The 21958-nt window shown below is 70.6% G+C and carries 19 protein-coding genes and 1 pseudogene; 18 read left to right on the top strand and 2 right to left on the bottom strand.

Features of this window, described 5'->3' with window-relative positions; translation table 11 throughout:
• Positions 1 to 1000: 1000 nt before the first annotated feature.
• Positions 1001 to 2365, bottom strand: coding sequence for a M14 family metallopeptidase (locus AB0I16_RS25835; protein ID WP_363251945.1), 1365 nt, complete (start codon positions 2363 to 2365; stop codon positions 1001 to 1003).
• Between the two features lie 182 nt (positions 2366 to 2547).
• Here AB0I16_RS25835 and AB0I16_RS25840 point away from each other — a divergent pair, with 182 nt between their 5' ends.
• The 14 genes and pseudogenes from AB0I16_RS25840 to AB0I16_RS25905 form a co-directional block, all read left to right on the top strand.
• A complete protein-coding gene (locus AB0I16_RS25840) occupies positions 2548 to 3879 on the top strand; it encodes an Nramp family divalent metal transporter (RefSeq protein ID WP_363251946.1) in 1332 nt (443 codons plus the stop codon).
• Between the two features lie 143 nt (positions 3880 to 4022).
• Positions 4023 to 4928, top strand: a complete 906-nt coding sequence (locus AB0I16_RS25845) for a hypothetical protein (protein WP_363251947.1) — start codon at positions 4023 to 4025, stop codon at positions 4926 to 4928.
• Between the two features lie 102 nt (positions 4929 to 5030).
• A complete protein-coding gene (gene cpaB / locus AB0I16_RS25850) occupies positions 5031 to 5741 on the top strand; it encodes a Flp pilus assembly protein CpaB (protein ID WP_363251948.1) in 711 nt (236 codons plus the stop codon).
• A gap of 9 nt (positions 5742 to 5750) precedes the next feature.
• On the top strand, positions 5751 to 7406 hold the full coding sequence (locus tag AB0I16_RS25855; protein ID WP_363251949.1) for an AAA family ATPase: 1656 nt from the start codon (positions 5751 to 5753) through the stop codon (positions 7404 to 7406).
• Positions 7403 to 7804 carry a TadE/TadG family type IV pilus assembly protein gene (locus AB0I16_RS25860; protein ID WP_363251950.1) on the top strand — a complete coding sequence of 134 codons (402 nt, stop codon included), beginning with the start codon at positions 7403 to 7405 and terminating at the stop codon, positions 7802 to 7804. The genes AB0I16_RS25855 and AB0I16_RS25860 overlap by 4 nt, the downstream gene beginning before the upstream one ends.
• Before the next feature lie 34 nt (positions 7805 to 7838).
• Complete coding sequence (locus AB0I16_RS25865; protein WP_363251951.1) at positions 7839 to 9176, top strand: CpaF family protein; 1338 nt, start codon at positions 7839 to 7841, stop codon at positions 9174 to 9176.
• Between the two features lie 37 nt (positions 9177 to 9213).
• A complete protein-coding gene (locus tag AB0I16_RS25870) occupies positions 9214 to 10161 on the top strand; it encodes a type II secretion system F family protein (RefSeq protein ID WP_363251952.1) in 948 nt (315 codons plus the stop codon).
• A 49-nt stretch (positions 10162 to 10210) separates the two neighbouring features.
• The gene (locus AB0I16_RS25875; protein WP_363251953.1) at positions 10211 to 11098 is read left to right on the top strand and encodes a DUF5936 domain-containing protein; all 888 of its coding nucleotides are present in this window, start codon (positions 10211 to 10213) and stop codon (positions 11096 to 11098) included.
• Positions 11099 to 11373: 275 nt separating this feature from the next.
• Positions 11374 to 11592: a hypothetical protein gene (locus AB0I16_RS25880; RefSeq protein WP_103557426.1), complete on the top strand. Its 219-nt coding sequence runs from the start codon at positions 11374 to 11376 to the stop codon at positions 11590 to 11592.
• Positions 11593 to 11654: 62 nt separating this feature from the next.
• Positions 11655 to 12191, top strand: a complete 537-nt coding sequence (locus tag AB0I16_RS25885; RefSeq protein WP_363252027.1) for a pilus assembly protein TadG-related protein — start codon at positions 11655 to 11657, stop codon at positions 12189 to 12191.
• Positions 12192 to 12223: 32 nt separating this feature from the next.
• A complete protein-coding gene (locus tag AB0I16_RS25890; RefSeq protein ID WP_363251954.1) occupies positions 12224 to 12823 on the top strand; it encodes a hypothetical protein in 600 nt (199 codons plus the stop codon).
• Positions 12824 to 12890: 67 nt separating this feature from the next.
• Positions 12891 to 13586, top strand: coding sequence for an OmpA family protein (locus AB0I16_RS25895; RefSeq protein WP_363252028.1), 696 nt, complete (start codon positions 12891 to 12893; stop codon positions 13584 to 13586).
• A 113-nt stretch (positions 13587 to 13699) separates the two neighbouring features.
• Positions 13700 to 14479 (top strand): class I SAM-dependent methyltransferase, encoded by a 780-nt coding sequence (locus tag AB0I16_RS25900; protein WP_363251955.1) that lies wholly within the window; start codon positions 13700 to 13702, stop codon positions 14477 to 14479.
• Between the two features lie 100 nt (positions 14480 to 14579).
• Positions 14580 to 14930: pseudogene (locus tag AB0I16_RS25905) on the top strand (helix-turn-helix domain-containing protein); the annotation flags it as partial.
• A 790-nt stretch (positions 14931 to 15720) separates the two neighbouring features.
• On the opposite strand, the gene mgrA reads toward AB0I16_RS25905, so the two are convergent.
• Complete coding sequence (mgrA, locus tag AB0I16_RS25910) at positions 15721 to 16758, bottom strand: L-glyceraldehyde 3-phosphate reductase (protein ID WP_363251956.1); 1038 nt, start codon at positions 16756 to 16758, stop codon at positions 15721 to 15723.
• 143 nt (positions 16759 to 16901) lie between these two features.
• Here mgrA and AB0I16_RS25915 point away from each other — a divergent pair, with 143 nt between their 5' ends.
• The 4 genes from AB0I16_RS25915 to AB0I16_RS25930 all read left to right on the top strand — a co-directional run bounded on the left by AB0I16_RS25915 (position 16902) and on the right by AB0I16_RS25930 (position 21917).
• Positions 16902 to 17663 (top strand): isoprenyl transferase, encoded by a 762-nt coding sequence (locus AB0I16_RS25915; RefSeq protein WP_363251957.1) that lies wholly within the window; start codon positions 16902 to 16904, stop codon positions 17661 to 17663.
• Positions 17664 to 17994: 331 nt separating this feature from the next.
• Complete coding sequence (locus AB0I16_RS25920) at positions 17995 to 19317, top strand: PhoH family protein (protein WP_363251958.1); 1323 nt, start codon at positions 17995 to 17997, stop codon at positions 19315 to 19317.
• 380 nt (positions 19318 to 19697) lie between these two features.
• The gene (locus AB0I16_RS25925) at positions 19698 to 20444 is read left to right on the top strand and encodes a transglycosylase SLT domain-containing protein (protein WP_363251959.1); all 747 of its coding nucleotides are present in this window, start codon (positions 19698 to 19700) and stop codon (positions 20442 to 20444) included.
• A gap of 132 nt (positions 20445 to 20576) precedes the next feature.
• Positions 20577 to 21917, top strand: a complete 1341-nt coding sequence (locus AB0I16_RS25930; RefSeq protein ID WP_363251960.1) for an AI-2E family transporter — start codon at positions 20577 to 20579, stop codon at positions 21915 to 21917.
• Positions 21918 to 21958: the final 41 nt, after the last annotated feature.

Below are 21958 nucleotides of genomic sequence, written 5' to 3' on the forward strand. Positions count from 1 at the left end.
CCGGTGGCAGTGTCGGGTGCCCTCGCCGACTGCCGACCGGCCCATACGGGGTACGGGACAGGGCCAGCGCTCACCCCGGCCGGACCGGACTCCCTTCGGTGGAGGGGGCGGGTATCGCTGCGGAGTGGCGGACCGGCCCATACCGGGCGCGGGACAGGGCCAGCGCTCACCCGGGTGCACCGGACTTCCTCCGGGACCTGACACCAACTTCGCGCAAGTTGTGTTTCGCCGAACAGGGGGCGCGCGCATTGCCGAATGCGCCTTTTCCAAATTAGGTCCCGGCCCCCCGCCCCCATCCCCACTCCTCACCCATCCCTCATCCCCCATCCCCCATCACCCACCACCCACCACCGTCCACAGGACTGTCCAGGGCCCCGGCCCACAGGACTGTCCGGGGCTCCGGCCCACAGGACTGTCCAGGGTGCTGTCCCAGGACTGTCCGGGGTGCTGCCCGGGGCGCCGTGCTGCGGGTGCGGGACCCCGAGGCCGGGCCGGGCCGGGCCGTGTCTGTCCGACAGCCACATCGCCCCCTGACGCCCGCCCCAGAAGAACCAGTCCGCACCCGGCACCGACACCCGATGACCCAGCCCGCCGAAGCCGTCTGCCCGGCGACCACCCCGCCCCCTTGCGCCCACGCCAGAAGGACTGGTCCGCACCCGGCAGGAAAACCGGACACCCCACTTAAGCTGCTCCGTCGCCCCACCTCGTGGCCGCCCGGTCAATGGCAGCTTCGCGGTGGAGCCCCGCCAGTCAAGGGTGGAGCGAAAGCGGAATCGGCGCAGCCGACGCGACCGACAGGGAGCGCCCTTTACTGGCGGGGCGGAGGCGCCACACTTCCGGGGAACCGGGCGGCCCCGGCAACTAGGCAACGCCCCCGGCCGCCCCCACCTCCCGTCCCCACCTCCCGACCCCACCCGGGGGGCGCCCACACTGCCGGAGAACCGGGCGGCCCCGGCAACCGGGCAACGCCCCCGGCCACCGGAGCCGCCCGCAGCGGCGGTCACTCCGCCGCGCAGTACTGCGACTCCTTGCCGATCGACCGGTACATGCAGTCCGCGTTCTCCAGGAGCTGGAGGACCGCGTCACGGTTGCGGGAGGTCTCCCGTTCGATCACCTCGTCCGGAGGGTAGAAGCCGCCGCCCCCGGCGGACGAGGGGTACATCTCGAAGGTGTAGCTGAAGATCTTCTGGCTGCCCCACAGCCAGTCGTTGATCGACCCGTCGGTGATGTACAGGTCGCTGGACTGCTGCGGCGTGTACCCGTTGCTCGCCGCCATCTTCCGGCCGATCGCCGCGTGCGCGTCACGGTCGTCCTGGGTGAGGCCGGGGCCCGTGTCGGCGTACGTGTAGCCGTAGGGCCACAGGACCAGTTCGCTGTACGTGTGGAAGTCGATGGAGGCCTTGAGCTGCTGCTTGCCGCCGACCACGCGGCTGCGGACGAAGTCGGCGACCACCTTCACCTCGGGGGCCGACTCGCCGGCGCGGCCCCGGTAGGTCTCCGAGCCCGTCGAGCCGGATGAGCCGCCGCAGCAGCCCCAGCGGTAGGCCCAGTTGCGGTTGAGGTCGGTGCCGACGTTCGACGAGCCGCTGTTGGGCTGCCGGTTCTTGCGCCAGCTCCGGTACGAGCCGGTCGCGATGTCGTACTCGCCGCCGTCCGGGTTCAGGTCCGGCACGATCCAGATCTCGCGGGAGTCGACCATGCTCCGCACGCGCGCGTCCGTGGCGTAGTCGTCACCGAGCTCGCGCAGCAGGTACAGCGCCATCTCGACGGTGAGGTGCTCGCGGGCGTGCTGGTGGTGGGTGAAGAGGACCTCCGGCTCGGCCTCGTCCGTACCCACGTTGTCGCTGATCTTGATGGCGACGATGTCCCTGCCCGCGTACGACTTGCCGATGACCCGCTTGCTCATCAGGTTCGGGTGGGCCGCGATGCGCTGGTCGATCTCCGCCGTCATCTCGGCGTAGTTGTGGTAGCGGGCGTCCGCGTTCGGGAAGTCCTTGGGCTCCACGGCCATGCCGTTCGTGCGCTTCGGCGGGCCGGGCAGCGCCTTCAGGCGGTAGCCCGCCTCACGGAGCGAGGCCGCCTCCGCGGCGTCGGCGGAGACGACCACCGCGCGGGCGTCGACCTCGTCGATGGCGACCCCCGTGCGGGCCAGCGCGGTGCGGGCGGCACGGTCGTCGGCCAGGGGTATCTCGTACTGGCGCGTCACCTCGTCGGCGGCCACCGCCGCGTCACGAGGGGCCTCGTCGGCGCCGCCGGGTGAGGCGTTGGCGGAGAGGGGCGCCGCGAGGGCGAGGGCCAGCAGGGCCGCGAGGGCCGCCGATCTCCTGCCGTTCAGGCCGGTGTTCAAGCGTGTACGGAGTCGCATGAAGTCTCCTGGGGGGTGGGGGTGCTCACTGCGACGTGCGGGGTCCCGTACGGGGTCTCGTACGGGACGGCGTACGAGGTGCGGATCGCGCCGCCCCATCGTCGACGTATGGCATGGACCGGTCAACGCTGTCTTTGGCCAACCTCTTGTGCCGCGCCCCCCGATGCGCTTTCTTGATCGGCATGGCTGAAACGACAGGCAGTGGCACCACCACGGGCGGCGCGGCACCACGGCCCCGGAAGTCGAGCTGGAAGTACATCGGGCCCGGCATCGTCGTGGCGGCGACGGGCGTCGGCGCCGGAGACCTCGTCGCGACCCTGATCGCGGGCAGCAACTTCGGCTACACCCTGCTGTGGGCCGCCGTCATCGGCTGCGTCGTGAAGATCTCGCTCGCCGAGGCCGCGGGGCGCTGGCACCTGGCCACCGGCCGCACCCTCTTCGACGGCTGGGCGAGCCTCGGCCGCTGGACGACGTGGTTCTTCGTCGTCTACGTGGTCATCTGGGGATACGTGTACGGCGCTGCCGCCATGTCGTCGTCGGGGCTGCCCCTCCAGGCGCTCTTCCCCGACGTCATGGAGCTCAAGTGGTGGGGCATCCTCACCGGCGTCGTGGGCCTGGTCTTCGTGTGGTTCAACAAGTACGCCGTCTTCGAGAAGGTCATGACGGTCCTCGTCGGCATCATGTTCGTCGTCACCGTCTACCTGGCCATCCGCGTCACCCCGCACCTGGGCGACGCCTTCGCGGGCCTGCTGCCCGTGCTGCCCGATGAGGAGGACTCCATCCTCAACACGCTGGGCCTGATCGGCGGCGTGGGCGGCACGATCACCCTGGCCGCGTACGGCTACTGGGTCAACGCCAAGGGCTGGACCGACGCCGGCTGGATGAAGGTGATGCGGCTGGACAACCGCGTCGCGTACATCACCACCGGCATCTTCGTCGTCGCCATGCTCTTCGTCGGCGCGGAGCTGCTGCACTCCGCGAACGTCGCCATCGCGAGCGGGGACAAGGGCCTCGTACAGCTCTCCGACATCCTGGAGGAGGAGTACGGGAGCGCCACCGCCAAGCTGTTCCTGGTCGGCTTCTTCGCCACGTCGTTCACCTCGCTGATCGGCGTGTGGCACGGCGTGAGCCTGATGTTCGCCGACTTCGTCGAGCGCTACCGCAAGGAGCGCGCGGGCGCCGGCGACAAGGCGCTCTCCGGCGAGGAGGTGGCGTCCGGAGCCCGCGAGAAGTCGGTGCCGTTCCGCGCGTACCTGCTGTGGCTGACCTTCCCGCCGATGATCCTGCTCTTCCAGGGGCAGCCGTTCCGGCTCATCATCATCTACGGCGTCCTCGGCGCGGCCTTCATGCCGTTCCTCGCGCTGACCCTGGTCTGGCTGCTCAACTCGCACCGCACGCCGCGGGAGTGGCGCAACGGCTGGCTCAGCAACGGCATGCTGTGCGTCGCGGGCCTGCTGTTCCTGGTGCTGTGCGTCAAGCAGATCAGCGACCAGGACTGGAGCAGCTTCTTCTAGGGTCCCGCGGAACCCGTCGGGGCCCGGCGGCGCGCAACGAGAACCCTGACCTCCACATGAACAGTGGGAAGTTGGGTGTCGAGTCGACCATGACGTGGATATGGTGCTGAGGCAGGAGTGCACGAGGACCGGGGGTGTACGCGTTGCCGACCGCCATAGCCGTCACCGGCCCCGACTTGGTGCTGCCCTCGCCCGACCGGCACACCCCCTCCGCGGCGGTCCTGCAGTCCGCCGTGCAGTCCCCGCGGACGTACTCGCTGGACCAGGCGCTCACCGAGATGGACACGCTCATCGAGCACCACGGCTACGTGGTCGTCCTCTGCCCCGCCTCCGCGCCCACCTCCGTCACGCACCGGCTGCACGCGGTCCGCTCGGTCCTGGAGAGCGACCGCATCGCCGTCGTCCGCTCCGACCTGCCGCCGCTCGGCCTCGCCGTGCTCGCGCTCCAGCTCCGCCAGCTCTCGATCTGCGACTTCAGCCCGGGGGTCCTCGCCTCAGCGGCACGGCTCCTCTCCCACTACATCTACGCGGGCGCCCTGCTCGGCTCGGTCGCCAAGCTGGACCGCGTCCCCGTCACCCTCCAGTCGCACGCCAAGTCCTGGCTGCCGGGCGCCCAGTTCGCCGTCCTCGCCACGCCGCGGCCCGAGCTGGTCAAGCTCTCGGGGGACGGCGGGGCGACCCTGCCGGGGCCCGGATTCGCCACGAGGATGCTGTACGCCCCGGGGCAGCTGGCACCCGGCTGGGTCACCGAGACCCTGGCGCCCGCCTGGAACTGCCAGGGGGTCACCGAGGTTCGCCCGGCCGCGGAGTCCGCGCGCTGGTGGGCCACCGGCAGGGTCGTCGAGTTCGCGGCGGCCATCCCCGACATCTCCGTCCTCTACCAGCTGGTGTCGTCCGTCCGCCGCGACGACTGCCACTGGTGCGGGCTCGAACTCATCGGCGACCGCTGCGCGTTCTGCGCGGCACCCCTGCCGCCGCCGGTGGACCACGCGCCGCCGCGCACCCTCGCGCCGAGCGGCGCGACCGCACTGCCCCGAGGCGTCACCTAGCCGCCGGGCCGCCCTCGTACCCCGTACGCGACCTACGACCGAACACGCGCCACCACGCTCACCGTCCGTAGCCAACCGCACTCGATCGAGGTAGTCCGGCCCATGAACTCACGCCAGCGCCGCGGCGTCATCCTGCTGGTCCTCTCGGTCCTGTGCGCGCTCGGCGCGTTCGCGGGCGTGCTCTCGGTGATCCGCGACGTGAACTCGAAGGTGGGCCCGGAGGTCGCCGCGTACAAGCTCAAGAGCGACGTCGCGCCCTACAAGGAGCTGACCGCCGACCAGTTCGAGAAGGTCGAGATGCCCGAGCGGTGGCTCTCCGACAACGCCGTCACCGACCTCGGCGAGATCCGCGGCAAGATCGCCGTCACCCAGCTCCGCGCGGGCTCGCTGCTCCAGTCCGACATGATCGTCCGGCGACCCGAACTCGGCCCCGGCCAGCAGGAGATCGCCATCATGATCGACGCGGCCACCGGTGTCGCGGGCAAGATCACACCGGGCGCCAAGGTCAACATCTACGCCACCTTCAAGGGCGAGAGCGACAAGGCGAAGGACCAGTCCAAAGTCATCGTGGAGGGGGCCAAGGTGCTCGACGTCGGCAAGCTGACCCCGCTCGAACCGAACCAGGACGACCGTACGCGCCGCAGGGCGACCGAGGCCGTCCCGATCACCTTCGCCCTCGGCACGGCGGACGCCCAGCGCGTCGCGTACGCCGAGTCGTTCGCGACCCACGTCCGGCTCGCCCTGGTCGGCGCGGGCGGCGACTCCACCGTGCCGCCGCGCGACCGGACGTACACCCTCGACGAGGACAAGTAGGAGGCTCGTATGGCCACCCGAATCCTCCCCGCCGTCGGGGACATCGAGGCCGCCCGCGCGCTGTCCACGCTCGCCGGACAGCTCCCCGACGCCGAACCGGCCCTGCCCCTCGGCGACTCCACCGCGCTCCTCGACACCCTCGCCCGGCTCGCCGCCGAGTCCGTCGACGAACTGCCGGAGGTCGTCCTCGTCCACGAGCGCATCGGGCCCGCCCCCGCGCTCGGCCTCATCAAGGACCTCGTCCTGCGCTTCCCCGCCGTCGGCGTCGTCCTGATCACCGCCGACACCAGCCCGGAACTCCTCACCGCCGCCATGGACTCCGGCGCCCGCGGCATCGTCGGCCTCCCCCTGGCCTACGACGCCCTCGCCGAACGCGTCCAGGCGGCCGCCGCCTGGTCCACGGGCATGCGGCGCCACCTGGGCAGCGGAAACCTCGAACTGTACGGGGGCGGCGGCCCGGCGGGCGCGCCGGGCGCCGGCACGGTCGTCACCGTCAGCGGCGCCAAGGGCGGCGTGGGGACGACGGTCACCGCGGTCCAGCTCGCCCTCGCCGCGCAGGCGTCGGGGCGCACGGCCGCCCTCGTCGACCTGGACCTCCAGTCCGGGGACGTCGCCTCCTACCTGGACGTGCAGTTCCGGCGCTCCATCGCCGACCTCGCCGCCATCAGCGACATCACGCCCCGCGTCCTCCAGGACGCCGTCTACACCCACGAGAGCGGCCTCGGCCTGCTCCTCGCCCCCGCCGACGGCGAACGGGGCGAGGAGGTCACCGACCGGGTCGCCCGCCAGACACTCGGCGCACTGCGCGCCCGGTACGACGTCGTGGTCGTCGACTGCGGCGCGTACGTCACTGCGGCCGGCGCCACCGCCGTCGAACTCGCCGACCACGCCCTGCTCCTCGTCACCCCCGACGTGGTGGCGGTCCGCGCGGCCAAGCGCGTGGTGCGGCTTTGGGACCGCCTCCAGATCCGCAAGGCCGAGGAGACCCTCACCGTCGTCAACCGGCACGGCAGGGGCACCGAGATCCAGCCGTCCCTGGTCGAGCGCGTCACCGGCACCAGGACGGCCCGCACGACCGTCCCCGCCGCGTTCAAGGAGCTCCAGGCCGTGGTCGACGCCGGCCGCATGCAGGACCTGGAGAGCCGTTCCTCGGTGAAGCAGGCGCTCTGGGGCCTCGCGGGCGAACTCGGCCTCGTCGAGCCCCGCACCCAGGGCGGCGGCAGGCGCGGCGCCCTCGCCCTGCGCCGCAGGGCGGCGAGCGGTGACCGGGGCGCGGTCACCCTGGAGTTCGCCGCGATGTTCCCGCTGGTCCTCGTGGTGATGGCGATCCTCTGGCAGTGCGCGCTGTACGGCTACACGTACTCCCTCGCCGGGAACGCGGCGGACGAGGCGGCGCGGGCGGCCACGGCCGCGCACGCGGTGGGCAACGGCGCGGCCGGCGCCTGTTCCGCCGCCGCCGAGGAGCACCTGCCCGCGGCCTGGCAGGACGCGGCGGTGTCCTGCACGGACGAGGGGACGGTGTGGAAGGCCCGGGTGTCGGTGGACGTCCCGGTGTTCTTCCCCGGTTTCGACGCGGGATGGCACGTCGACGGGGAGGCGGGCGCGGCGAAGGAAGGCGAGGCAGGCGGGGAAGGCAGGGAAGGCGGGCAGGGGGCGGCGGGATGAGAGCGCGCACGTACGCGGTACGGCTCCGTGGCCGCGTCCGTCGCCGCCGCTTCGGCGACCGCGGCGTCTCGATGCTGGAGTTCGCGGGATTCCTGCCGGTCCTGCTGCTCGTGGGCCTGGCGGCGATCCAGCTCGGCCTGGTCGGGTACGCCGCGGGACAGGCCGGCTCCGGCGCCAGGGCGGCGGCCCGCGCCGCCTCGCAGGGGGACTCCGGGGAGGCGGCGGGCGCGGCGGCCATGGACGGCGGACTCGACTCCTCCGTCGGTGTCAGCCAGGGCGGCGACACCACGACGGCCACGGTGGAGGTGCAGGTCCCGACGCTGCTGCCGTTCGTCGACGCGGGCTGGAGCGTCACCAAGGAGGCCACGATGCCGAACGACGAGGACGCCGGGTACTGAGACCCCGTACGTCAGAGGGAGGTTGAAGCACGTCATGAGCCTGCGCGACCGCGTGGCACCCGCCCGCGAGACCGAGCCGAGCCGCGACGACGGCCTCGTCGCGGTCTACCGCTCCAAGCTCCTTGAGGAGATCGACCTCGCCGAGATGTCCTCGCTCACGGCCGCGGACCGCCGCGTCCGCCTGGAGCGCGTACTCGGCCACATCATCAGCCGCGAGGGCCCCGTGCTCTCCACCTCCGAGCGCGCCCAGCTCATCCGGCGCGTCGTGGACGAGGCCCTCGGCCTCGGCGTCCTCGAACCGCTCCTCGCCGACGCGTCCATCACGGAGATCATGGTCAACGGACCCGACTCCGTCTTCATCGAACGCAACGGCCGCGTCGAGCAGCTCCCGCTCCGCTTCGCCTCCAACGACCAGCTCATGCAGACGATCGAGCGCATCGTCTCCACGGTCAACCGCCGCGTCGACGAGTCGAACCCCATGGTCGACGCCCGACTACCCACCGGCGAGCGCGTGAACGTCATCATCCCGCCGCTGACCCTCACCGGCGCCACGCTCACCATCCGCCGCTTCCCGCGCGCCTACACGCTGACCGAGCTGATCGGTCTCGGCTCGCTCGACGAGCACATGCTGATGCTGCTCGCCGCGTTCGTGCGCGCCCGCTTCAACCTCATCGTGAGCGGCGGCACCGGCACCGGCAAGACGACGCTCCTCAACGCGCTCTCCGGCCTGATCCCGGCCCACGAGCGCATCATCACCATCGAGGACTCGGCGGAGCTCCAGCTTCAGCAGGACCATGTGATCCGCCTCGAATCCCGCCCGGCGAACGTCGAGGGCAAGGGCCAGATCACCATCCGCGACCTCGTACGGAACAGCCTGCGCATGCGCCCCGACCGCATCATCGTCGGCGAGGTCCGCGGCGGCGAGACCCTCGACATGCTCCAGGCGATGTCGACCGGCCACGACGGGTCCCTCGCCACCGTCCACGCCAACACGGCCGAGGACGCCCTGATGCGCCTGCAGACACTCGGCTCCATGTCGGAGGTGCAGATCCCCTTCGAGGCACTGAAGGACCAGATCAACTCGGCGGTGGACGTCGTCATCCAGCTCGCGCGCCACAGCGACGGCTCGCGCACGATCGCCGAGATCGTGCTGCTCGTCTCGCACGGCCGTCAGCCGTTCCGCATCGTCCCCGTCACCCGCTTCGTGCCCAGCCCGATCGGCCCCGACCGCGTCGTGCACGGCTACTTCGAGCACCTTCCGCTGCCGCGCGAGGTCGCCGACAAGCTGTACGGGGCGGGCGAACCGGTGCCACCGGCGTTCGGCGTGGCCGAGGCCGTCGACGCGATGAACACGAGGGAGGCGACCGGATGACCGCCGGCCGCGCGCGCCGTCCCGAAGGCGGTGCTCGATGAACGATCCCGCGCTGCTCGCCCTGGGCGCCACCCTGCTCACCGGCACCCTCGCCGTCGCCGGGGTGCACACCTACGCCTCGGGGCGCGCCCAGCGCGAGGCCCTGGTGGACCGCCTCGCGCTCGGCCCCGGCAGCGGGGACGGCGGGCCGCCGGGCCGCACGCGCCGCTTCGCCGCCGTCGACCGCAGACTGCGCCGCACCCGCCTCGGCCGCGCCATCCACCTGCGGCTCTCCTCTACGGGGCTCGACCTGACGGCGGGGGAGTTCTTCACGTACGTCGTGGCGGTCGTGGTCGCGCTCTGGGCGATGGCGGCGGCGACGCTCGCCCCCTTCTTCGGCCCGATCGCGGGCGTCGTCGCCGTCTGGAGCGCGGTCGCGTTCCTCAACTGGCAGCGGCAGAAGCGCATCGAGGCGTTCATCAACCAGCTCCCCGACGTGGCCCGCATCCTCGCCAACGCCACGGCCGCGGGCCTCGCCCTGCGCACGTCCCTGGCCATGGCGGCCGAGGAGCTGGAGGCACCGGCGGGCGAGGAGCTCTCGCACGTCGCCGACCAGCTCACGCTGGGCCGCTCGATCGACGACACCCTGGGCGAGCTGGCGCGACGCCTGCCCTCCCGCGAGCTGATCGTCCTGGTCACGACACTCGTCCTCTCCAACAAGGCGGGCGGCACGGTGGTCAACTCCCTCCGCAACCTCACCCAGACCCTTGAGGACAGGAAGGAGACGCGGCGCGAGGTCCGCACGATGCTGTCGGAGGTCCACGCGACGGCGTTCACGGTCCCGCTGCTCGGCCTCGGCTCCCTCCTGCTCATCAACTCCTCCAACGAGGGCGCGCTGGAGCGGGTGACCGGCTCCCCGATGGGCCAGACGCTGATCCTGATCTCCCTGGGCCTCTACGGCATCGGCTTCTTCGTGATCCGACGCCTCGGCAAGATCGAGGTGTGAGGCTGATGAACCGGCCGACCGGGCACCGCTCCACGAAGGGGGTACGTTGATGGCGCTGGCTCTCGCGGTGGCGATGGCCCTGGCCGTGGCGGGTGTCTGCCAGGGCATCCGCATGTACCGCGCGGACGCGAAACTCCCCTCCGACCTCGCCGTGGCCCTGGAGGTCGGCGCGACCCGCGTCTCGGCGGCGGGCTCGGCGGTGGACCGCCTGGGGATGCGGTTCGCCCCCCTCGTGCTGCGCCTGATGGGCCCGAAGCGGGTCGACGCCAAGCGCCGGCGCATCGACATGGCGGGCAACCCCGGCGGCCTCACGATCGACCGCTACGCGGCGCGCCGCGCGGTCTACGGCGTCTTCGGGGCGCTGCTCGGGCTGATCTTCCTCACCAACGGCTCCCCGCTCTTCGCCGTCCTGACCTTCGCCTTCGGCGCCACGGCCGCGGACGGGCTGATCTGGCAGGCGATCCGGGAACGCCGCGAGGTCATCGACCGCACCCTGCCGGACTTCCTCGACGTCCTCGCGGTGGTGGTCTCGGCGGGACTCGGCTTCCGCCAGGCCCTGGACAGGGTCGCCGAGCGGTACGAGGGCCCCTGGGCGGACGAACTCCGCATCACCCTGCGCCAGATGGACATGGGCGTCAGCCGCCGCCAGGCCTTCGACGCGCTGCGCCGCCGCAACGCGTCCGAGCAGGTCGCCCAGTTCGTCTCCGCCCTGCAGCAGGGCGAGGAACTCGGCTCCCCGATCGCGGACACGCTGATCCAGATCGCCACGGACATGCGCCGCACCGACGCCCAGAATTCCCGCCGCAGGGCGGCGAAGACCATTCCCAAGGCGACGATGGTGACCTTGGTCTTCATGCTCCCCGCCACAATGATCCTGATCGCGGCGGGCATGTTCCTGGGCTCGGGCTCCGACTTCGGCTCCATTCTGGGCCGTTGAGCACGATGCCGACACCGACTTCGCGAAACCCCTTCGCGTGTGCAACGCGATGTGGGACAGTCGTTCCTGAGTTCGCGGTTCGCGGAAGGGGGCTTCGTGCATGGTGATCTCACCGAGGGGGAAGAGAACCCGCCAACTTGCCGGGCCGGGACGCACGAAAACCCATCGTCTGCGCAGAGTTGCTGCCGAGTCACGTGTTGTCGCGTACGTTGCCCATGGCGACGCCGACGGTGGTCGCGGTGGTCGCGGAATCGGGTGGGAGAGAAGGGGCCGTCGTGCTGAAGGAACGCGTGCTCGAAGTCTGGGTGAACTGGACATTGACGATCGCGGGTCGCATCCGCGGGCGGGAGCGGGATGCGGGGGCGGGGTTCGTGGAGTATGCGGGGTTGATGATTCTTATTGCGGGGATCTTCACGTTGATCGATCAATTGGGGTTGGACGGCACGATCTCGTCGGCCATCGGGGATGCGGTCGACGACGTGGTGGGCGGTTAGCACACCACCTGCGTGGTGACCGAGGGTCGACCCTCCCCATCTACATCTGGCTGACGGGAATCCTGCTCTTCGTCGCGTTCGCCTTTTTCGCCTTCGCCCAAGCGGCCTCCGCGCGCAATGGCGCGCAGTCCGCTGCGGATGCGGCCGCTCTGGCCGCCGCGCAGGAGGCCAGGGAAGAACTGGTCGAGGGCCTCGGTCTGGCCATCGGTGAGGGCGGGGACTGGCTCGACTGGCTCACAGGGAATGGGCTGACCGGTGCGGGTGCGCAAGAGGCGGGCCAGTCGCTCGCCGCGCTCAACGACGCGAAGGCCACTGTCGTGGCGACCGAAGTAAATGGGTACCCCGGCTTTCAGGCGTCGATCGTGACCAATTATACGGTGGGTGACTCGATCATTCCCGGCACGGAATCCCAGCATGCCAAGGCTGATGCCACTGCGGTCATCAAGCCGCGATGTGACGTTGGCTCGTCGTTCGCCCCGGGGCGGACCGTGCAATTCACGTGCGACGGCGAAGAGCCCATCGAGATCGACCCGGATGACTTCGAAGTGGATGATCTTCCGAAAGCCTCTGTTCTCTTCTCTGTCCACTTGGCCGACTGACCGGCGATCGACGAAAGAAGGAAGCCGTAGCCATGAACTCTCGGCGAACCCTCACGGCCCGTCGGGCGATGACTGCTGTAGCAATCACGACTGGGCTGGTTCTTACGATGGTTGGTTGTGGTGGTGGGGATGACGGAAACGGTAAGGCCGAAGAGCCTTCCACCTCCGCTTCCTCAGGGCAGAAGACCAGGGGCGGTGACGAAAAGGGGCAGAATGACAAGCCCTCCGGCGGCGAGACGTTGGCGGAGGTGAAAGACGGGGACATCAGCGTGAAGATCAGCTCTGCCCTCCGTGACGGGGGCGGATTCGTCACGGTTTCCGGAACGGTGACGAACAACGGAAGTCGGTCCTGGATGGGAGCTGACTGGGCCAGCGATGAGCGGGAACTAAGGTCGAACGGTGGCTCACTTTCCGGAGCCAGCTTGGTCGACAACAAGGGGAAGAAGAAGTATCTGGTCCTTCGGGATACGTCGGGGCGCTGCCTTTGCACCAAGTTCAATGGCCGTGTGCGACAGGGAGGCACCGCCAACTGGTTCGCCCAGTTCCCGGCCCCGCCGGAAGGCACGAGCAAGGTCACCTTCCAGGTGGGGGCGATGCCACCCGCCCCCATCGAACTCTCCGAGGGTGAGTAGACCGGTGAGCAGCGCCAAGAGCCTCCGCCCCCGCCGCCCCGCGGGCACCGCCGCGCTCGCCGCGGTCCTGGTGTTGACGCTCGGGGCCGGGAGCGGATGGGCCGACGAGGGGGAGCCCAGTGTGCCCCCGGGCAGTACCACCAGTTCCCCGCCCCCCGAAGTCGACTCCAACAGCCCCGGCCTCAAGCTCGCCGACGGCGCGACCCTCGCGCCCGCCAAGGTGCTGGACATCAAGTCCGTCGTGGAGGACCTCGGCGGCGAGGAGCGGCGCGAGGACACCAACACGGACGTGAAGTTCGCCCTGCAGGCGGAGGTGCTGTTCCCCAAGGACAGCTCGGAGCTGAACCCCGAGGCGACCGCCCGCATCAAGGCGATCGCGGCGGAGGCCGAGGCGCAGAAGGCCACGGACGTGCGGGTCTTCGGGTTCACGGACGACCTCGGCTCCTACAGCCACGGCAAGAAGCTCTCGCGCCGGCGCGCCGAAGCGGTGCACGACGAACTCGCGAGTCACCTGGGCCCCGAGGTGACCTTCTCCGTACGCGGCTACAGCGAGGACTACCCCATCGCGGACAACAGCTCCGAGGAGGGCCGCAAGAAGAACCGCCGGGTGGAGGTCTCGTTCCCGCGCGGATCGGCCGGCGCGGGCACCGACGAGGGGAGCGGCGCCGGCAGCGAGACCGGTCCCGCGGGCGACAACGGCGATGGCAGCGACGGCAGCGGCAGCGGTAACGGCAACGGTGACGACAGTGACGCCGGCGACTGAGCCTGAGCCGTGGATACCGGCCCGCGTGCCCGCCCCGTAGTCCGGGCCCACACAGCGGGCCGCCGGACGGAAACCGGGATGTGCCGCGGCGGTCGCAATGTCAGGATCGCCCCATGAACAGCCACACCACCCCCGCCCCCCGCGGCTTCGACGACCTCGTCGCGGAAGCCGAGGCCGCCCCCACCGCCGGGTGGGACTTCTCCTGGTTCGAGGGGCGGGCCACCGAGGCGCGGCCCTCGTGGCGGTACGCCGAGGCGATGGCCCGGCGGCTCGCCACCGCTTCGGCCGCGCTCGACATCCAGACCGGCGGCGGTGAGGTCGTCGCGTCGGCCCCGGTCCTGCCGCCGCTCACGGTCGCCACGGAGGGCTGGCCGGCGAACGTCGCCAAGGCCACCGCGCTGCTGCACCCGCGGGGCGTCGCGGTCGTGGCGTCACCGGAGGACGCGCCGCTGCCCTTCGCGGACGGCGCCTTCGACCTGGTCACGAGCAGGCACCCGGTGAAGGCCCACTTCGACGAGATCGCCCGCGTGCTGCGCCCCGGCGGCACGTACTTCGCGCAGCACGTCGGGCCCGCCAGCGTCTTCGAGGTGGTCGAGTACTTCCTCGGGCGGCAGCCGGAGGAGGTCAGGAACAGCCGCCATCCCGAGCTGGAGCGCGCCGAGGCCGAGGCCGCGGGGCTTGAGGTCGTGGACCTGCGGGCCGAGCGGCTCCGGATCGAGTTCTTCGACGTCGGCGCGGTCGTGCACTTCCTGCGCAAGGTCGTGTGGATGGTCCCGGACTTCCGGGTGGAGAAGTACCGGCCGCGCCTGCGCGAGCTGCACGAACAGATCCAGGAGCAGGGTCCCTTCGTCGCCCACAGCACCCGCCACCTCTTCGACCTGCGCAAGCCGTAGCCACTGCCGCGGCCTGAACCGCTGCCGCTGCCGCTGCCGCTGCCGCTGCCGTAGCCACTGCCGCCGCCGCGGCCTGTCGTGCCGAGCCCCGCTGTCGGTAATGTCGGCGCGGAACAGAGGAGTTGACGTGCCGAAGAACAGGGAGCCGTACACCTGCGGGCTCGAAGCCGCGGTGGATGTCGTCGGCGGCAAGTGGAAGCCCTTGATCCTCTGGGCGCTGCACGCGGGCGGGACGCTGCGCTTCGGCGAGCTGCGGCGGCACGTCCCGGGGGTCAGCGAGAAGGTGCTGATCCAGCAGCTCAGGGAGTTGGAGTCGGACCGAGTGGTGCACCGCGAGGTCTACCAGGAGGTGCCGCCGAAGGTCGAGTACTCCCTGACGGACCTCGGCCAGTCCCTCAACACCGCCCTCCTGCCCCTCGGCGCGTGGGGCGACCAGCACATGCGGCAGATCACGGAGGCCAAGTCCGCCGGCCGGCCCGACGGCACGTCCGCCACTCGGCCAGGCACCCGGTCAAGCACCCGGTCAACCACCCGGCCAGGCACCCGGCCCGCCCCCCTGCCCGGCGACCGCTCCGGCCGCCCGGGCGAAACGGTCAAGCCGGCCTCAATGTCCGGTTGATGGGCGTTCCGGGAAGACGGAACGGGTGGCGCACCCCACCCCGTAAGCCCCAAAATCGAAGCCTTGATTCCGCATCGTTATCAATACTGGCTCGATCCTCCCCTCGGCGTCGCGTAAGTTCAGACCAACGCTAATTCGCGCAAGCAAAGTCGCGTGGAGCGGTGCCGTGCGGTGGAGGGGGCCGCGCGGCACCGCGAGCCGTCATCGGGCCACGCGCGAAGCGCCCCGCGCCCCGCGCGCGTCGTTCGTACGCCGCTCCGCACGCCCGGCGCACGCCGTTAGCGCCGGGGACAGCCGGGGCGTCAAGCGTGTGGGCCATCTGGGGGTCACTCCTGTGAGTGGTGCCTCCCGCGGCCGGAAACCGCCCCAGAACCAGGAATTCCGCGGTGGATACGGGCTCTCCCCGTCGTCGCGTGGTCTCGGAGAGTAGTTGTGGCACGCCGATGCACCCGGGATCACTTACGAAGGGTTATGGTGGAAACCCCCCCCTCGGGCCGGTCCGTCTCCCCCCCACGGACCGGCCCGATTTTTGTGCCCGAGCCCGTGCCCCTCGTGTGCCCGGGCCCGTGCCCCTCGCAGGGCCCGGGTCCGGCCGCCGCCGCGGCGGCCGGACCACGCGCTCTCAGCCCCGGCCGGCCCAGATGTTCGTGCCGGGCGTCGACACGGCGAACGCGTCGATGGCCGCCAGCTCCTCGTCGGTGAGCTTCGGCCCCGCCAGTGCCGCCACGTTCTCCTCCAGCTGCCCGACGCTGGACGCGCCGATCAGCGCCGAGGTCATGCGCTCGTCGCGGAGCACCCAGTTCAGGGCGAGCTGGGCGAGGGACTGGCCGCGGCCCGCCGCGATGTCGTTCAGGCCGTTGAGGCGGCGTACGACCTCGTCGCTCAGCAGGTCCGGGTCGAGGGACTTGCCCTGCGTGGCGCGCGAACCCTCCGGGATGCCCTTCAGGTACTTGTTGGTGAGCAGGCCCTGGGCGAGCGGCACGAAGGAGATGCAGCCCATGCCGGCCGCCTCCAGCGTGTCGAGGAGGCCGTCCTCCTCGGTCCAGCGGTTGATCATCGAGTACGACGGCTGGTGGATGAGGGCGGGCACGCCCATCTCCCGCAGCAGCCGCGCCGCTTCGGCGGTCTGCTCGCTGTTGTAGGACGACACGCCGACGTAGAGCGCCTTGCCCTGCTGGACGGCGGACGCGAGCGCGCCCATCGTCTCCTCCAGCGGCGTGTCGGGGTCGAAGCGGTGCGAGTAGAAGATGTCGACGTGGTCGAGGCCCATGCGCGAGAGCGAGGCGTCGAGGGACGACAGCAGGTACTTGCGGCTGCCCCACTCGCCGTACGGGCCGGGGTGCATGAGGTAGCCCGCCTTGGTCGAGATGACCAGCTCGTCGCGGTACGGGGCGAAGTCCTGCGCGAACAGCTTGCCGAAGTTGAGCTCGGCGGAACCGGGCGGTGGGCCGTAGTTGTTGGCCAGGTCGAAGTGGGTGACGCCCAGGTCGAAGGCGCGCCGCAGGATCGAGCGCTGGGTGTCCAGGGCCTTGTCGTCGCCGAAGTTGTGCCAGAGGCCGAGGGAGACCGCGGGCAGCTTCAGGCCGCTGCGGCCGGAGCGCCGGTACTCCATGGAGTCGTAGCGGTCGGATGCCGCGCGATACAGAGACGTGTCGTTCATGGGGATGAAGCTACTTCAGCCACCTGCCCGCGCGTGCGCCCCGAGTTTCTGGGCCAGGCCCGCGCAGCGGTAGGGTGTCGCCCTCGGGGACTGTCCTACGCACACCCCTTGAGGACCGCCATCTGCTGGAGGGGCTGACACACGTGAACCTGCGCGACCTGGTGTACGGACTTTACGCACGCCGGGTGGAAGGCCGCCTCGATCACGACCAGGTGCCCAAGCACATCGGCGTCATCCTCGACGGCAACCGTCGCTGGGCGAAGGCGTCCGGCGGGACGACCGCACAGGGCCACCAGGCGGGCGCGTACAAGATCGAGGAGTTCCTCGGCTGGTGCGCGGAGACGGACGTCGAGGTCGTCACGTTGTGGATGCTCTCCACGGACAACTTCGACCGGCCCGACGAGGAGCTGACGCCGCTCCTCGGCATCATCGAGGCCACGGTCCGCTCGCTCGTCGCCGACGGCCGCTGGCGCGTGCACCACGTCGGCGCGCTCGACCTGCTGCCGGCCCGCACCCAGAGCGTCATGAAGGAAGCCGAGCAGGCCACGCACGGCAACACCGGGATACTGGTCAACGTCGCCGTGGGCTACGGCGGCCGCCAGGAGATCGCCGACGCGGTCCGCTCGCTGCTCCTTGAGCACGCCGAGAAGGGCACCAGCCTGGAGGACGTCGCGGAGAGCGTCGACATCGACCTCATCTCCAAGCACCTCTACACCAGCGGCCAGCCGGACCCCGATCTGGTGATCCGTACGAGTGGGGAGCAGCGACTCTCCGGATTCATGCTCTGGCAGTCCGCTCACTCCGAGTACTACTTCTGCGAAGTCTTCTGGCCGGCCTTCCGCAAGGTCGACTTCCTGCGTGCGCTGCGTGATTACGCCGCCCGCCACCGCCGTTACGGCGGTTGAGCCGCGTCACCCCATGAGGTCGGGGTAACCCAGAGTTAACCAACGCGTCGTCATATGCCCTGGCATGGCTGCGCTTGTTCGAGGGAATAACCCTTCCAGGTCGGCGTCCCAGCAGTATCCGACAGGGGCGCCGTATCTCAGCGGACGGCAATAGGGCCGTCCGCCCGGGAGGCCCTTTGCACCAGGACGACCGTGTGGACAGCACGGGCGGCATGGAGGGCCGGTCCTCGGCCCGCGCATCGCGGCCGTGTCCGGCCTGGTTCACACCCGCCAGCCCGCCCGGCATCCCTCCCGTAGCTCCCCGACCTCATCCGAGGGGGTACGTCCTTCCGTGGTGACCAGCACAAAGCGCCGCATGCCCGACAGGCGCACCTATGTTCTCGACACCAGCGTCCTGCTGGCCGATCCGAACGCCCTGACCCGCTTCGACGAGCACGAAGTCGTGCTGCCGGTCGTCGTGGTGACGGAGCTGGAGGCCAAGAGGCACCATCCGGAGCTCGGTTACTTCGCCCGGCAGGCGCTGCGCCTGCTCGACGACTTCCGTATCCGGCACGGCCGCCTGGACGCCCCGATTCCCATCGGGGACCTGGGCGGCTCGCTGCGCGTCGAGCTCAACCACTCCGATCCCGGCGTGCTCCCGGCCGGCTACCGGTTGGGGGACAACGACTCACGGATTCTCGCCGTAGCCCGCAATCTCCAGGCCGAGGGGTACGACGTCACGGTCGTCTCCAAGGACCTGCCGCTGAGGATCAAGGCGTCCTCGGTCGGACTGCTCGCGGAGGAGTACCGCGCGGAGCTGGCCATCACGGACTCCGGCTGGACCGGCATGTCCGAGCTGACGCTCTCCGGGGAGGAGGTCGACCTCCTCTTCGAGGAGGACAGCCTGTACGTGCCCGAGGCCGCGGACCTGCCCGTCCACACGGGCCTGACCATCCAGTCGGAGCGCGGCAAGGCCCTCGGCCGCGTCACGCCCGAGGGCAACGTCCGCCTCGTACGCGGTGACCGGGAGGCCTTCGGCATCAAGGGCAGGAGCGCCGAGCAGCGGATCGCGCTCGATCTGCTCCTCGACCCGGACGTCGGCATCGTCTCGATGGGCGGGCGCGCGGGCACCGGCAAGTCGGCGCTCGCGCTCTGCGCGGGCCTTGAGGCGGTCCTCGAACGCAGGCAGCACCAGAAGGTGATGGTGTTCCGGCCGCTGTACGCGGTGGGCGGGCAGGAGCTCGGCTATCTGCCGGGCACCGAGGCCGAGAAGATGGGCCCGTGGGCGCAGGCCGTCTTCGACACGCTCGGTTCGGTGGCGGGCAAGGAGGTCATCGAGGAGGTGACCGCGCGCGGGATGCTGGAGGTCCTGCCGCTCACCCACATCCGCGGGCGCTCGCTGCACGACGCGTTCGTGATCGTGGACGAGGCCCAGTCGCTGGAGCGGAACGTCCTGCTGACCGTGTTGTCCAGGATCGGGGCCAACTCCCGCGTCGTCCTCACCCACGACGTCGCCCAGCGCGACAACCTCCGGGTGGGGCGGTACGACGGAGTGGTCGCCGTCGTGGAGAAGCTGAAGGGCCATCCGCTCTTCGCCCACGTCACACTCACGCGCTCCGAACGGTCCCAGATCGCGGCCCTGGTGACCGAGATGCTGGAGGACGGGCACCTCTAGGCCAGTCCACGGCAGTCGCACCGCAGTTGGCGCCGCCCGGCGAAGCGAAGGAGCCTAGCCGGGTGGCGCCTTGCTGTGCCCCCTTTTCCGGAAAACTGCGGGGGCAAACGGGGTGTGAGCTTTAACACGCAACAGAGAATTGCCTTGCGGCGTCCGGCTGCGGCAGAGTCTCAGTCCTGTCAGGCCCCGCATGCGACACACGTGTACCCCCAGTGGTGCGAGACAACAGAACTTCATAGTGGCCGTCGCATGCCGCCCGAGCACCACGCGGCGCTCCCCGTGCGGGAGTTGTCCACCGGGCCCGTGCCTCCCGTGACCGATCGCAAGCGGAGGCCAGCGCCAGGGGCACGATTGCGTCCGCGAGGTCACCTATGCGGGCGATGCTGGAAGGAAACCGTGTGAGCCGGATTTCGGTCCGGGGATTCGCCGTGGCGTCAGCCACCGCGGTCACCACCGTCGGCGCTGTCGTGGGCGTTGCCTCGGGCAACACCCAGCCCTCGAACTCGAACGACTTCGAGGCAGCGGCAAGCGACGCGACGCTCCTCGCAGACATACCCGCGGGTCAGCAGGCCCAGGTCCAGACCGCGTCCCTGACGCAGCAGGCCGACGCGCAGGCCATGGCCGCCGACACCGCGGCGAAGAAGACCGCGGCGGAAGAGGCCCGCAAGCAGGCCGCCGCGTCCGCGATCGAGAAGCAGAAGGCCGCGGAGAAGGCGGAGGCGGCCGAGAAGGCCGAGAAGGCCGCCCTGAAGAAGGAGCGTGAGGAGAAGGCCGAGGCCAAGGCCAGCCGCTCCTCCGCCCGCGACGCCTCCAGCTTCGCGACCAAGAGCTCCTACACGGTCGCCGAGGTCCAGGCGATGGCTCGGCAGATGATCCCCGCCGACCAGTTCCAGTGCTTCAGCAACATCGTCAACCACGAGTCGACGTGGAACTACAAGGCCGTCAACGCCTCCTCGGGCGCGTACGGCCTCGTACAGGCGCTGCCCGGCTCCAAGATGGCCTCGGCCGGCGCCGACTGGCAGACCAACCCGGCCACGCAGATCAAGTGGGGCCTGAACTACATGAACGACCGCTACCAGAGCCCGTGCGGCGCCTGGGACTTCTGGCAGTCCAACCACTGGTACTAGGCCCCCGGCCGTACCGCGCTCGACCCCGCCGGGCCCCTCACCGTTCTCCGGTGGGGGGCCTCGCCCGTGTACGGTCGGTCCGGACGGCTCCAGGGGGGAGTGGTGCGGAAAGACGGGGGTAGAGGACGGATCATGTCGCGAGTGCCAGGGTGGCTCGGCCGGGTCGGTGCCGGACTGAGCGAGATGGGCGAGCGGTTGAACGAGCAGCGCCGCCACCATGACGCCGGCTCCGACACCGAAGAGCCGCAGGACTTCGTCAACGGGGAGCACGAACACGTGCCGCCCCCTCCCGCGTACGCGCCGGACATAGCGGCCCGGCCCGACCCCGTCGCGTCCATCCCGTGGGGCATGCGTGTCGCCGCGGAGGCCGGCTGGCGGCTGCTCGTCCTCGCGGGCACCCTCTGGGTCCTGATGAAGGTCATCAGCGCCGTCCAGCTCGTGGTGCTGGCCTTCGTGGCCGCGCTCCTCATCACCGCGCTGCTCCAGCCCACGGTGGCCCGGCTCAGACGGGTCGGTCTGCCGCGCGGCCTGGCGACGGCGGTCACGGCGATCCTCGGCTTCGTCATCATGGGCCTGGTCGGCTGGTTCGTGGTCTGGCAGGTCATGGAGAACGCCGACGAGCTCTCCGGGCAGGTCCAGGACGGCATCGAGGACCTGCGCAAGTGGCTCCTCAACAGTCCGTTCCACGTGACCGAGGATCAGATCAACGACATCGCCAAGACGCTGCGGGACGCGGTCGGCGCCAACACCGAGGAGCTGACCTCGGCGGGCCTCGAAGGCGTCACGGTCATCGTGGAGGCCCTGACCGGCATCCTGCTCGCGATGTTCTCGACGCTCTTCCTGCTGTACGACGGGAAGCGCATCTGGCAGTGGTTCCTGAAGCTGGTGCCCGCCCAGGCGCGGCCCGGCATCGCGGGCGCGGGCCCGCGGGCGTGGCGCACGCTCACCGCGTACGTGCGCGGCACGGTGATAGTGGCCATGATCGACGCCATCTTCATCGGCCTCGGCATCTACTTCCTCGGGGTGCCGATGGCGGTGCCGCTCGCCGTCATCATCTTTCTCGCCTCGTTCGTGCCGCTGGTCGGCGCCGTGGTCTCGGGCGCCCTCGCGGTGGTCGTGGCGCTGGTGACGCAGGGCGTGTTCACGGCCGTGATGGCGCTGGTGGTGGTCCTCGCCGTGCAGCAGATCGAGGGGCACATCCTCCAGCCGTTCATCCTCGGCCGCGCGGTGCGGGTGCATCCGCTCGCGGTGATCCTCTCGGTCGCCGCGGGCGGCATGGTGGCCGGGATCGGCGGCGCCGTGGTGGCGGTGCCGCTGGTCGCCGTCACGAACACGGTCGTCGGCTACTTGCGGGCGTACTCCAGGGAGGCCGCGCTCAAGCAGGCCCCGCAGCCGCGGGGCGCGACCGCGCTGGACACCGCGTCGACGGAGCCGCCCGCGCCGGAGCCGCCCGCGGAGGACAAGGCGACGTAGCGCCCGGACAGACATCCGTAACGCTCCCGGACTCACGGCGG

The sequence above is a fragment of the Streptomyces sp. NPDC050703 genome (genome assembly GCF_040654435.1).
Lineage (GTDB): Bacteria > Actinomycetota > Actinomycetes > Streptomycetales > Streptomycetaceae > Streptomyces.